Below are 13,644 nucleotides of genomic sequence, written 5' to 3'. Positions count from 1 at the left end.
CGGCTTTGTAAGGCTACTCTTCCAGCCGCTCCTCATCGTCATCCGGCTGTTCGAGGATGCTGTAGGCCACGGCGCAGAACAGCGAGTTGAGGCGCTTCATATCGCCAAGCAACCCCAGATGCAGCGAGCTGGTTTCGATACTCTGCACGTTTTGCTGATGCAGCCGGTCCACATGGGCGTGCGCGTAACGGCGGTTGAGAATGCGAAAACGGTGCTTATGGCGTCGCAGGCGGCGAGCGCTTTGTACGTCACCCGCGAAAAAGACCGACAGGCTGAGCTTCAGGTTGGCGGTCAGTTTCTCCAGCAGCGTATCCAGCTCTTTCACGCCTTCTGGTGAAAACGCGCGGCGCGCGGCCAGCGATTTATTCGCCACTTCGCTGCCCATACGCTCCAGAATATCCGCCGCCTGTTCAAGATTTAGCGACATTTCAATGATTTCCGCCCAGCGCTTCGCCTCATCTTCCGCCAGATCTTCTTTCGGCATGCGCGCCATATAAAGCTTAATGGCGGTGTAGAGCACATCCACGTCGTCGGCGAGCCGCCGCAGTGTCTTCTCCTGACGCGGTTCGCCATGCATCACTTTGCCGTAGACCTCCAGCATCTGCTCCAGCACGTCGCCGATGCGCAGCGTTTCGCGCGCGGCGTTGGCGAGGCCCAGCGCTGGCGTGTCCAGCGCGCTCGGGTCAAGATGCCGGGGCTTCATGCGCAGATCGGTTTCCGGGGCGTCCGAGATGATGCGCTGACAAAGACGCGCCATCATGCCCGCGAAGGGCACCATCACCAGGCAACGGATGAGGTTATAGAAGACGTGGAAATAGATAACCAACTCCGATTCCTCTACCGGCAGCCTGTGCAGGGATTGCGCCAGCAGCGGCACGAAAGGCAGCACCAGCACGCTGCCCACCAGCTTAAACAGCAGACTGCCGAGCGCCACACGCCGCGCCGCCGGGCTGGCGGCACCGTTGTTGAGCATCGCGAGCAGGCCGGAGCCGAGGTTCGCACCAATCACCAGACAGAGCGCCACCTGAAAGGAGATGACGTCCGTGGCGGTGAGCGTCGCGGTGAGCAGAACCGCCGCCAGGCTTGAGTAGCTGATGACCGCGAACACCGCCCCTATCAGCGCGTCGAGCATGATATCGCCGGTGAGCGAGGCGAAAATGACCTGTACGCCGGAGGCGTTGGTGATTGGCGTAACCGCCTGCACGATGAGCTCCAGCGCCTGCAAAATCAGCCCAAGGCCGATAGCGACGCGCCCGAGCTGGCCGGCGCGGCTCTGTTTACGACCAAGAAAGAAGATGACGCCGATAAAAATCAGCAGCGGCGAGAGCCACGAGAGATCGAAAGTAAGCACGCGCGCCATGAGCGCCGTACCGACATCCGCGCCAAGCACGATGACAAGCGCGGGCGTCAGCGCCACCAGATCCTGCGCGACGAACGAGGTGACAAGCAGCGTGGTGGCGTTGCTGCTCTGCACCAGCGCCGTCACGCCGATGCCCGCGCAGAAGGCGAGCGGTTTTTTCTCAACGCTGCGGCTGAGCACGCTTCTTAAGCGCGCGCCGAAGACGCGCATGACGCCGGTACGCACGATGTGAGTGCCCCAGACGAGCAGCGCCACAGCAGAAAGCAGGTGTAACAGCGTTAACACGGCTTCTCCTTATCGTTGTGTTTTCCTAAGAAGCAGGCGCGATGCTGCTCCTTTGATGAGTATAAGTAATTAACCGGAGGAAGTATTGGCGGGTGGGTATATGAAGGGTCAACCGGGAGTTGAATTAGGCGGGAATGATGGGTGCTGGATCATGACGGAACGGCGGGTGCGCTGCGCTTACCCGCCCTACGTTTCGGTTGTAGGGTGGGTAAGCCGCGCGCATCCACCAGCGCGTTGATGAGGGCGGAAATAGCGGTTGTTGGATCATGACGGGAACGGCGGGTGCGCTGCACTTACCCGCCCTACGTTTCAGTTGTAGGGTGGGTAAGCCGTGCGCACCCACCGGCGCGTTGATGAGCGCGGAAATAGCGGTTGTTGGAGGATGCCGGGAACGGCGGGTGCGCTGCGCTTACCCGCCCTACGCTTCGGTTGTAGGGTGGGTAAGCAACGCGCACCCACCAGCGCGTTGAGGATCGCGGAAATGGTGGTTGTTGGATCATGACGGGAACGGCGGGTGCGCTGCGCTTACCCGCCCTACGCTTCGGTTGTAGGGTGGGTAAGCCGTGCGCACCCACCAGCGTGTTCGTCTTACAGGCCTAATCCGAAACTAATCGGCGTCGTAACCAAGGTTCGCCGCGAGCCACCGCTCTACCTCGCTCATGCTCATCCCTTTGCGCTGCGCGTAATCTTCCACCTGGTCGCGCTGGATCTGCGCCACGGCGAAATATTTGCTTTCCGGGTGGCTGAAATACCAGCCGGAGACTGACGCGCCTGGCCACATGGCGTAGGACTCCGTGAGTTTCATGCCGATGCGGTTTTCCACGTCCAGCAGATCCCAGATAACCGATTTCTCGGTGTGCTCCGGGCAGGCGGGATAACCCGGCGCCGGGCGAATGCCCTGATAATTTTCACGGATGAGCTCCTCATTGCTGAGATTTTCATACGGCGCGTAGCCCCACAGCACTTTACGCACGCGCTCATGCAGATACTCGGCGAACGCTTCCGCCAGACGGTCGGCCACCGCTTTAACCATGATTTTATTGTAATCATCATGCTGCGCGTCGAAGGCCTCCGCCAGCGCGTCTTCCTCCAGCCCGCCGGTCACGGCGAACGCGCCGAGGTAGTCTGCTTTGCCGCTGTGTTTTGGCGCGACGAAATCGGCCAGACAGTAGTTCGCAAAGCCCACTTTCTCGGTCTGCTGACGTAAGTGATGACTTACTGACAACACATGTGTACGGGTCTCGTCGCGGTAGATTTCGATGTCGTCACCCACGCGGTTCGCCGGGAAAAGCCCTACCACGCCGCGCGGCGTCAGGGATTTTTCGGCGCTCAGTTTGTCGAGCATCTCGTTGGCGTCTTTAAACAGGCGCTGAGCCTCTTCGCCCACAACCTCATCTTCCAGAATGCGCGGGTATTTCCCGGCGAGCGACCAGGTCATAAAGAACGGCGTCCAGTCGATGTAATTACGCAGCGTCTCGATGCTTGCCGTTACTTCTTCGACGCCCAGACGGTGTGCGGCGGGCGGCGTATAGCTTTCCCAGTCGAACGCCAGATCGTTTTCACGCGCGGCGGCGAGCGTCACCGGCGGCGTGCGCGGTTTTTTACGCCCGTGCTGAATGCGCACGGTTTCATACTCTTTGCGGGTGCGCGCGACGAAATCGTCACGCAGCGTGTCGGAGAGCAGCGCAGAGACCACGCCCACGGTGCGTGAGGCGTTCTGAACATAGACCGTCGGCCCGCTGTAGTTCTGCTCGATTTTCACCGCCGTATGGGCTTTCGAGGTGGTCGCGCCGCCGATGAGCAGCGGCAGCGTAAAGCCCTGACGCTCCATCTCTTTCGCCACATTGACCATCTCATCAAGCGACGGCGTGATAAGCCCGGAAAGCCCAATGATATCGGCGTTCACTTCACGCGCGGTTTTGAGGATTTTATCCGTCGGCACCATCACGCCGAGGTCGATAATCTCGTAGTTGTTGCACTGCAACACCACGCCAACGATGTTTTTGCCGATGTCGTGCACGTCGCCTTTCACGGTCGCGAGCACGATTTTGCCGTTGCTCTTGCCCACTTCTTTACTGGCCTGGATGTACGGCTCAAGATACGCCACCGCTTGTTTCATCACGCGGGCCGATTTCACCACCTGTGGCAGGAACATTTTGCCCTCGCCGAACAGATCGCCGACCACGTTCATGCCGTCCATCAGCGGGCCTTCAATTACCTCAATCGGGCGGGCCGCCTGCTGGCGCGCCTCTTCGGTATCCTGCTCGATAAACTCGGTAATGCCTTTGACCAGTGAATACTCAAGGCGCTTTTTGACATCCCACGTGCGCCATTCCGCCTGCTGGGCATCTGCCGCGTTATCCGCTTTGCTGCCGCGGTACTTTTCGGCAAGCGCCAGCAGCCGCTCGGTGCCATCGGCGCGGCGGTTAAGGATGACGTCTTCTACCGCGTCGCGCAGCTCGGTGGGCAGATCGTCGTAAATCGCCAGTTGCCCGGCGTTAACGATACCCATGTCCATGCCGTTGCGGATGGCGTAGTAGAGGAACACGGCGTGGATCGCCTCGCGCACCGGGTCGTTGCCGCGAAACGAGAACGAGACGTTAGAGACGCCGCCGGAGATCAGCGCATGCGGCAGCTCGCGTTTAATGTCTTCACACGCGCCGATAAAATCCTGCGCGTAGTTGTTGTGCTCATCGATGCCGGTCGCGACCGCGAAAATGTTCGGGTCGAAAATAATATCTTCCGGCGGGAAGCCGACCTCTTCGGTGAGGATTTTGTAAGCGCGGCGGCAAATTTCAATTTTACGCTCGCGGGTGTCGGCCTGGCCCACATCGTCAAACGCCATCACCACCACCGCCGCGCCATAGCGGCGCACCAGCTTCGCGTGATGCACAAACGCCTCGACGCCCTCTTTCATGGAGATCGAGTTAACGATGCCTTTGCCCTGAATGCATTTCAGGCCTTTTTCGATAACGTCCCACTTCGAGGAGTCGATCATAATCGGCACGCGGGCGATGTCTGGCTCACCCGCGATAAGGTTGAGGAAACGCACCATCGCCGCTTCGGCGTCGAGCATCCCCTCATCCATGTTGATATCGATAATCTGCGCGCCGTTTTCGACCTGCTGGCGCGCCACGTCCAGCGCTTCGCTGTATTTCTCTTCTTTGATTAAGCGCTTAAATTTGGCCGAGCCGGTGACGTTGGTACGCTCGCCGACGTTCACAAACAGCGAATCGTCGCCGATGTTGAGCGGCTCAAGGCCCGCCAGACGGCAGGCGACGGGAATATCCGGCAGTTTACGCGGCGGTAAACCGTCCACCGCGCGGCTCATCGCAGCGATATGCTCCGGCGTAGTACCGCAGCAGCCGCCGACGATATTTAAGAAGCCCGACTCCGCCCACTCGCGGATTTGCGCGGCCATCACATCGGCGTCTAAATCATATTCGCCGAAGGCGTTGGGCAGGCCCGCGTTGGGGTGCGCGGTGACGTAGCACTCGGCGATGCGCGACAGCTCCGCCACGTACTGGCGCAGCTCGTCCGGGCCCAGCGCACAGTTAAGGCCGAAGGTGAGCGCGTCAGCGTGGCGCAGCGAGTTATAAAACGCCTCGGTGGTCTGGCCCGACAGTGTGCGGCCTGAGGCGTCGGTGATTGTGCCGGAGATCATGATGGGCAGCTCGACGCCGAGCGCCTCGAACTCTGCCTTCACGGCGAAAATCGCGGCCTTGGCGTTAAGCGTATCGAAGACCGTTTCGATGAGAATCAGATCTGCGCCGCCTTCAATCAGCGCGCGCGTGGATTCGCGGTAAGCCTCCACCAGCTGATCAAAAGTAATATTACGGAAGGCCGGATCGTTAACATCAGGAGAAATCGACGCTGTACGGTTAGTGGGCCCTAACACACCTGCCACGTAACGCGGTTTTTCCGGCGTGCGCGCCGTCCATTCATCGGCGCAGGCGCGGGCCAGCTTCGCGGCTTCGTAGTTGATTTCCGCCGACAGCGATTCCATCTGGTAATCGGCCATCGCGATGGTCGTCGAGTTAAAGGTATTGGTCTCGATGATATCGGCGCCCGCTTCAAAGTAGGCGTAGTGGATAGCGGCGATGATATCTGGCTTAGTGAGTACCAGCAGGTCATTGTTACCTTTAAGATCGCACGGCCAGTCGGCGAAACGCTCGCCGCGGAAATCCTCTTCATCCAGACGGTAGCTCTGGATCATGGTGCCCATACCGCCGTCCAGCACCATAATGCGTTCCGCTAATTGCCGGTGCAGCTGTTCAGATTTGCTACTCACATGTGCTCCTGATACTCGACAAAACCCAGGCCGGAAAGGCCAGCAAACCATACTGGCATAAAGCGATCGGCCGGGGAAGGCGAGCGACGGCAACTTGAGACATGTTCATTATTGACTGCTCCGATGAGTTGCCTGGCGGTTGCATTATCGCCAAATAAAACGAAAATGATTTCCACGATACAGAAAAGGAGGCCGTTATGGTCGCTACCGTACCCGCCAAACGTGGCAAAAAGCCCCGCAACGCCGCCGCCGCTGCCGCCCCGCAGGCGACGGGCCAGGTGCAGTCGCTCACGCGCGGCCTGAAACTGCTGGAGTGGATAGCTGAATCGCAGGGTAGCGTGGCGCTGACGGAGCTGGCGCAGCAGGCCGGATTGCCGAACTCCACCACCCACCGCCTGTTGACAACCATGCAGCAGTTGGGCTTTGTACGCCAGGTCGGCGATTTAGGCCACTGGGCCATCGGCGCGCACGCCTTTATTATCGGCAGCAGTTTTCTGCAAAGCCGCAACCTGCTGGCGATTGTGCACCCGATTCTGCGCAAACTGATGGAAGAGTCCGGCGAAACCGTGAACCTCGCCGTGCTGGATAAGAGCGACCATCAGGCCATTATTATCGACCAGGTACAGTGTACCCAGCTGATGCGTATGTCCGCGCCGATTGGCGGCAAGCTGCCGATGCACGCGTCCGGTGCCGGTAAAGCGTTTTTGTCGCAGTTAAGCGATGAAGATGTCTCCGCGCTGCTCCATCGCCAGGGGCTGAAAGCCTATACGCACGCGACGCTGGTGGCGCCTGCGCATCTGAAAGACGATCTCGCCCAGACGCGCAAGCGCGGCTATTCGTTTGATGATGAAGAGCACGCGCTTGGCCTGCGCTGCGTAGCGGCCTGCATTTACGACGAGCACCACGAGGCGTTCGCCGCGATCTCTATTTCCGGCCCGATTTCACGCATGACCGACGATCGCGTAACGGAGTTAGGCGCGATGGTGATCCGCGCGGCGAAAGAAGTGACGCAGGCTTTCGGCGGCGTTCGTTAAATGGCTTGCGGGTGTCAGAGGTTCTCCGCCTGACGCCTTCGCTTTAGCCCTCGCCCACCGCAGAGGGCGCAATCGCTGAAACGGCTGCCTCCGGGTGGCCGTTGTGGTTTTTCCAGCGCACGCAAAAGCGCTGGCGGCGGCGGTACGCGTACACATCCTCCACATACCCTTCACGAATGCGCGTCTGTAGCGCGCGCCAGTAGCTGGCGCTGAACAGATCGCTGTGCATCTCCTCAAACAGCGGGCCGATTTTCGGGTCGGCGCAGAGCCAGTGGCGAAACTCCTCCGGGAAGACGTCGCCGGGTGCCACGCTGTACCAGGGTTCGGCGCTGAGCTCGTCTTCCGGGTAGCGCGGCGGCGGGATATCGCGAAAGTTGACTTCGGTCATGTAGCAGATCTCGTCGTAATCGTAGAAGACGACCCGCCCGTGGCGCGTGACGCCGAAGTTTTTAAACAGCATGTCGCCGGGAAAGATGTTGGCGGCGGCGAGCTGGCGGATGGCGTTGCCATACTCTTCGATGGCGTCGCGCAGCTGCTGGCCCGTCGCCTGCTCCAGCCAGATATTGAGCGGCACCATCCGGCGCTCAATATAGAGATGGCTGATGGAGATTTTATCGCCCATGTCGGTGAGCTTCTGCCCGACCTCCTGTTGCAGCAGCGCCATCAGTTCCGGGCTGATACGGCGTTTTTCAATGACGAAGTTTTCAAACTCCTGGGTATCCGCCATGCGCCCGACGCGGTCGTGCTCTTTCACCAACTGGTAGCAGGCGCGCACATGCGCTTCGCTCATCTCTTTTTGCGGGGCGAAGCGGTCTTTGATGACTTTAAAGACGCGATCAAACCCCGGCAGCGTGAAGACCAGCATCACCATGCCGCGAATGCCTGGCGCCTCGATAAACTGCTCATCGGCGTGACGCAGATAGTGAAGATATTCGCGGTAGCTTTCAGTTTTGGCGTGTTTCTGGCAGCCAATCGCCATATAGAGCTCAGCCGTGGTTTTGCCCGGCAGGATTTCGCGCAGCCATTCGACAAGTGCGGCGGGCAGCGGCGCATACACCATGAAATAAGAGCGGGCGAAGCCGAAAACGATGCTCGCCCCGGCGCTGCCGGTAAGGCAGGTGTCGACAAACAGTTCGCCGTCGTCGCTGCGGTGGACAGGCAGCAGAAAAGGCAGCGTGGCGTCAGGCAGGCGCAGTTTGCCCACCAGCCACGCGGCTTTGTTGCGGTAGAAGAGTTCGTTCGCCATTTCCAGATGCGCCTGCGCAAGGCGAGCCGGGCCGAGTGTCTCATTGAGATGCGCGATGATGTAGCGAACGTCGCGCGCCAGATCCTGCCACGGCAGGCGCAACGGGAGATCGGTGAGCAAGGTGGTCAGAAGCGGCTGCCAGCCCTGCTCCGGGAAAAAATTTTTCGCGAGCGGTCGCGGCATGGTGCGAAAACGTCGCTCGGGCTGGGAGCTGAAAATAAACAGCCTGTCTGGCGTCAGCGAGCGGTGGTCGTACAGCCTGCAATAGACCGAATTAAAAAAGCTTTCAGCAATTTCAAAGCGTGGATAATCGGGAAGCAAGTCGGTGTAGTGACGCTTCACGCGCAGCAGAAAATCAGGGTCGGTAGCCTTGCCTTCCATAATGCAGCGCAACTGCTCCACCACCAGCCCGACATGGTGATCGTAGAGATGGATACGGCTTTTCATCGCCTGCTGGACGGCGTGCCAGTCGGCCTGCTCGAAGCGGTGCTGCGCGCCCGCGGTAATTTCCAGAAAACGACCATATTGCGCGTCAAACCCCTGCAGGATGGTTTGGGCGATGAGTAGCTCCAGTCCACGCGGCGGCATAGGCAGGCTCCGTGTGTGAAAATAAAAGGTATGGCAGATAAGTTACGCGCGCCCACAGCTTACGATCGGTGGATGCGCTACGCTTATCCACCCTACACAGGATCAAAGCGGTTGTAGGGCGGGTAACGACGCGCACCCGCCGCTGACAATCGGTGGATGCGCTGCGCTTATCCACCCTACACAAAATCCAGTGGACTGTAGGGCGGGTAAGCGACGCGCACCCGCCGCTGGCAACCGGTGCATGCGCTGCGCTTAAAGCAGCGTCAGAACTGCGCTTCTTCGGTCGAGCCGGTTAACGCCGTCACGGATGACACGCCGCCCTGGATAATGGTCGTGACATTATCAAAGTAACCGGTGCCCACCTCCTGCTGGTGCGACACAAAGGTGTAGCCCTCTTTACCCGCGGCAAATTCCGGCTGCTGCACTTTCTCGACGTAATGCCGCATCCCTTCGCCCTGGGCGTAGGCGTGGGCGAGATCGAACATGTTGAACCACATGCTGTGAATGCCCGCGAGCGTAATGAACTGGTATTTGTACCCCATCGCCGACAGCTCCTCCTGGAAAGACGCGATGGTTTTGTCATCGAGCTTTTTCTTCCAGTTGAACGACGGCGAGCAGTTATACGCCAAGAGCTTACCGGGGAAGCGCGCGTGGATAGCTTCGGCGAAACGTCTTGCCTGATCGAGATCCGGCGTGGAGGTTTCGCACCACACCAGATCCGCATACGGCGCATAGGCGAGCCCGCGGCTGATCGCCTGCTCGACGCCCGCGCGGGTACGGAAGAAGCCTTCGCTGGTACGCTCGCCGGTAATAAATTCACTATCATACGGATCGCAGTCGGAGGTGATGAGATCCGCCGCATCGGCGTCGGTGCGCGCAATCAGCAGCGTCGGAACGCCCATAACGTCTGCCGCGAGCCGTGCGGCGACCAGTTTCTGAATAGCTTCCTGCGTGGGCACCAGCACTTTGCCGCCCATATGACCGCACTTTTTCACCGAGGCGAGCTGATCTTCAAAGTGAACCGCCGCAGCGCCAGCCTCAATCATCGCTTTCATCAGCTCGAACGCATTGAGCACGCCGCCAAAACCCGCCTCGGCATCGGCCACGATCGGCAGGAAATAGTCGATATAACGCGGATCGCCAGGCTCAATGCCCGCAGCCCACTGGATCTGATCGGCGCGACGAAACGTGTTGTTGATCCGCTCAACCACCGCAGGCACGGAGTTCGCCGGATAGAGCGACTGGTCCGGATACATGCTGGCGGCAAGGTTGGCGTCTGCCGCGACCTGCCAGCCGGAGAGATAGATGGCCTCGATCCCCGCTTTCGCCTGCTGCAATGCCTGCCCGCCGGTCAGCGCGCCCAGGCTGTTGACATAGCCCTTTTTCGACTCGCCATGCAGCAGACGCCACATTCTTGCCGCGCCAAGCTGCGCCAGCGTGCATTCCGGATTGACCGAACCGCGTAATTTCACCACATCCTGCGCGCTATAAGGGCGGCGAATGCCCTCCCAGCGCGGGTTTGTCCATTCCTGCTCTAACTGCTGAATCTGTTGGGTACGTGTTGTTGTCATGGCAGATGCTCCGTGTTGTTGTGGTGGTGTAGGGTCAGGCCAGCAGGCGATAGCCCGGCAGCGTCAGGAAGTCGATGAGTTCATCAGACGTGGTGATTTGCTCCATCAGGCGTGCGGCCTCGTCAAAACGGCCGTGGCTGTAGCGCTGCTCGCCAAGCTCCTCCTGAATGACGCGCATCTCTTCGGCCAGCATCTGGCGGAACAGATCTTTGGTGACTTTGCTACCGTTGCTGAGCGTTTTCTGATGGTGTATCCACTGCCAGATGGAGGTGCGTGAAATTTCCGCCGTCGCGGCATCTTCCATCAGGCCGTAAATCGGTACGCAGCCGTTGCCGGAAATCCACGCTTCGATGTATTGCACCGCCACGCGAATGTTGGCGCGCATCCCCTCTTCCGTCCGCTCGCCAGGGCATGGCTCAAGCAGCTGTGCAGCGGTAATGGGCGCATCGTCTTCCCGCAATACATGCAGCTGGTTTTTATGCTCGCCCAGCGCAGCGTCAAAAACCGCCATGACCGTATCGCCAAGACCAGGGTGAGCAATCCAGGTGCCGTCGTGACCGTTCGCGGCTTCCAGCTCTTTATCCGCCTTCACTTTGTTAAGCACCCAGTTGTTGCGCTCGGTATCTTTGCTCGGGATGAACGCGGCCATACCGCCCATCGCGAACGCGCCGCGGCGATGACAGGTTTTAATGAGCAGCCGCGAATAAGCGTTCAGGAAAGGCTTATCCATGGTGACGGATTGTCTGTCTGGCAGGACGCGGTCAGGATGATTTTTAAGGGTTTTGATATAGCTGAAGATGTAATCCCAGCGACCGCAGTTGAGGCCAACGATATGGTCACGCAGCGCGTGCAGGATCTCATCCATCTGGAAAACGGCAGGCAGCGTTTCGATAAGCAGCGTGGCTTTGATGGTGCCGCGCGGAAGATTAAAGCGATCTTCGGCATAGCTGAAGACGTCGCTCCACCAGGCCGCCTCCTGCCAGGACTGCGTTTTCGGCAGATAGAAATAGGGGCCGCTGCCTTTGGCCAACAGATTTTTATAGTTGTGGAAGAAGTAGAGCGCGAAATCGAACAGGCTGCCAGGCACAGGCTCGTCGCGCCAGGTGACATGTTTTTCAGGCAGATGCAGGCCGCGCACGCGGCAGATCAGTACCGCAGGATTCGGCCTGAGCTGATAAATTTTACCTGCTTCGTTGGTCCAGGTAATCGTGCCCTTTATCGCATCACGCAAGTTGATCTGCCCTTCGATGACTTTGTTCCAGGCAGGGGCAAGGGAATCCTCGAAATCTGCCATAAACACTTTGACGTTAGCATTCAGCGCATTGATGACCATTTTGCGCTCGACCGGGCCGGTGATTTCGACGCGACGGTCTTGCAAATCTTCAGGAATGCCGCGAATTCTCCAGTCGCTATTTCTTATGGAAGCTGTTTCCGAAAGAAAGTCTGGCAGCTTTCCGCCATCAATTTCTTTCTGCACCTGTTGCCGTGCGGCGAGCAGATCGTTACGTTGCGGCGTGAAACGCGCCACCAGTTCAGTAAGAAACTCGACGGCTTCCGGCGTCAGGATCTGCCGTTCCTGCTCGCCAAAAGGCTGGCTGAAAGCCAGTTCTGCGGTCATTGCCTGTTGATTCATAGCAGCGCTCCTCGGTTTTGATCCAAAAGATTCCCCATAGCAGACGTACGCGATCTCTTACGTTCAGATTTCGTACAGCACCATTAAGACTACTCATTCTTTTTCTAAAATCAAAAACAATTTCCATTTTAATTTGCTTATCATTATAAGCTTTTGATTAACATACAAATAAAGTGATTTTTTTATAATGAAGAGGTTTTCGGAAATAAAAAAGGCACCCGAAGGTGCCTGATCAAGAGTGCTGAAACGCTTAAGGATCGCGTGCGCGGGAGATTACTCGAGCGTGGGATTCATATGGCGCAGATCGTATGGCGTGATCTGATACACGTAGTAGTTGAGCCAGTTGGTGAAGAGCAGATTACCGTGGCTGCGCCAGGTGGCGCGCGGCGTTTTGGTCGGATCGTTATTCGGAAAATAGTTATACGGCACGCGCGGTGCCAGACCTGCTTCAACATCGCGAAAGTATTCGCCGGCAAGGGTCAGGGCGTCGTACTCCGGGTGGCCGGTAACGAACGCAATACGTTTGTCTTTGCTGGCGAACAGGTAGGCGTCGCCCTCTTCCGATTCGGCCAGAATATCGAGATCGGTGTAGTCACGAATGAGCGCTGCCGGGAAATCGGCATAGCGTGAATGCGGTGCCAGAAAAGTATCGTCAAACCCTTTTGTCAGCAGTGCATGTGGCTGCGTGATGTGATGCTCGTAAACGCCGGAGATTTTCTCCTGGCGCGTCTGTTTGGGGATACCATAGAGGATATTTAACGCCGCCTGTACGGCCCAACAGACAAAAAGCGTGGAGGTAACATGCTCTTTTGCCCACTCCAGCACCTGCTGGATCTGCGGCCAGTACGCAACATCGTTAAACTCAACGAGGCCCAGCGGCGCGCCGGTAACGATAAGACCATCGTAGTTTTCGTCGCAGATATCTTCGAAATTACAGTAGAAGTTATTGAGATGCTCCGCAGGCGTGTTGCGTGATTCCCGGCTGTCTATGCGCAGCAGACGGATATCTACCTGCAAAGGTGAGTTGGAAAGAAGCCGCAGGAACTGGTTTTCCGTTTCGATTTTCTTGGGCATTAGATTCAGGATCAGAACCTTAAGCGGACGGATCTCCTGAACGCTGGCGCGTGATGTCGTCATCACGAAGACATTTTCCTGGCGCAGAAAATTGACGGCTGGTAACTCATCAGGCACCCGAATCGGCATAACCTTTTCCTCACAACATACGTTTATACGTTTAGACATCCAGACAGCCAACAATAACCAGGAATGGCGAGAATGTCGAGCAGGAGTACGAAAGGTGAAAATGTTTCACGGGGTATGGGCTGGGCGTAATGAATGGGAATTAGGGGCGAAAATTTGGAAGTGCAACAGAACAAAAGCAGGTTATCTTCGCTGGCATTTGGTAGTCGAGGGCTGCCGACCTGCCAGCTATTCTCTGAACGTCCTGGAGCGATATGGAAATCTGCTTCCAGCCGTTTATCCTGCTCAGAAGCATTCAGCCTCACTGATGCGGCATACAAAAAAGCCCCATGCTTTCGCATGAGGCTTTTCCGTTTATCTGATGCCTGGCAGTTCCCTACTCTCGCATGGGGAGGCCCCACACTACCATCGGCGCTACGGCGTTTCACTTCTGAGT

Annotated in this window: 8 protein-coding genes; 1 reads left to right on the top strand and 7 read right to left on the bottom strand. The window is 58.1% G+C overall.

Annotation, left to right across the window (positions count from 1 at the left end):
• Nucleotides 1-13 precede the first annotated feature (13 nt).
• Together G9X48_RS00035 and metH are read right to left on the bottom strand one after the other, a co-directional pair.
• On the bottom strand, nucleotides 14-1,645 hold the full coding sequence (locus G9X48_RS00035) for a Na/Pi cotransporter family protein (RefSeq protein WP_097640906.1): 1,632 nt from the start codon (nucleotides 1,643-1,645) through the stop codon (nucleotides 14-16).
• 607 nt (nucleotides 1,646-2,252) lie between these two features.
• The gene (gene metH / locus G9X48_RS00030) at nucleotides 2,253-5,936 is read right to left on the bottom strand and encodes a methionine synthase (RefSeq protein ID WP_139156807.1); all 3,684 of its coding nucleotides are present in this window, start codon (nucleotides 5,934-5,936) and stop codon (nucleotides 2,253-2,255) included.
• Nucleotides 5,937-6,133: 197 nt separating this feature from the next.
• On the opposite strand from metH, the gene iclR reads away from it, so the two are divergent.
• Entirely contained in the window at nucleotides 6,134-6,970 is an 837-nt protein-coding gene (gene iclR / locus G9X48_RS00025; RefSeq protein WP_004387513.1) for a glyoxylate bypass operon transcriptional repressor IclR, read from the top strand.
• Nucleotides 6,971-7,013: 43 nt separating this feature from the next.
• Here the strand turns inward: iclR and aceK are convergent, their stop codons facing one another.
• The 5 genes from aceK to G9X48_RS21260 form a co-directional block, all read right to left on the bottom strand.
• On the bottom strand, nucleotides 7,014-8,804 hold the full coding sequence (gene aceK / locus G9X48_RS00020; protein WP_012123597.1) for a bifunctional isocitrate dehydrogenase kinase/phosphatase: 1,791 nt from the start codon (nucleotides 8,802-8,804) through the stop codon (nucleotides 7,014-7,016).
• Nucleotides 8,805-9,067: 263 nt separating this feature from the next.
• Nucleotides 9,068-10,375 (bottom strand): isocitrate lyase, encoded by a 1,308-nt coding sequence (aceA, locus tag G9X48_RS00015; RefSeq protein WP_097640904.1) that lies wholly within the window; start codon nucleotides 10,373-10,375, stop codon nucleotides 9,068-9,070.
• 34 nt (nucleotides 10,376-10,409) lie between these two features.
• Entirely contained in the window at nucleotides 10,410-12,008 is a 1,599-nt protein-coding gene (gene aceB / locus G9X48_RS00010) for a malate synthase A (protein ID WP_097640903.1), read from the bottom strand.
• 273 nt (nucleotides 12,009-12,281) lie between these two features.
• Nucleotides 12,282-13,211 (bottom strand): homoserine O-succinyltransferase, encoded by a 930-nt coding sequence (gene metA, locus G9X48_RS00005; protein ID WP_012123595.1) that lies wholly within the window; start codon nucleotides 13,209-13,211, stop codon nucleotides 12,282-12,284.
• Between the two features lie 23 nt (nucleotides 13,212-13,234).
• A partial coding sequence (locus G9X48_RS21260; protein ID WP_208091270.1) for a hypothetical protein occupies nucleotides 13,235-13,644 on the bottom strand: 410 nt, incomplete at its 5' end.

Origin of the sequence: Cronobacter sp. HA18006 (genome assembly GCF_011605445.1) — a bacterium.
GTDB lineage: Bacteria > Pseudomonadota > Gammaproteobacteria > Enterobacterales > Enterobacteriaceae > Cronobacter > Cronobacter sakazakii.
Note: the sequence above shows the minus strand (reverse complement) of the source record. Positions and strands in the feature narration are given on the sequence as shown.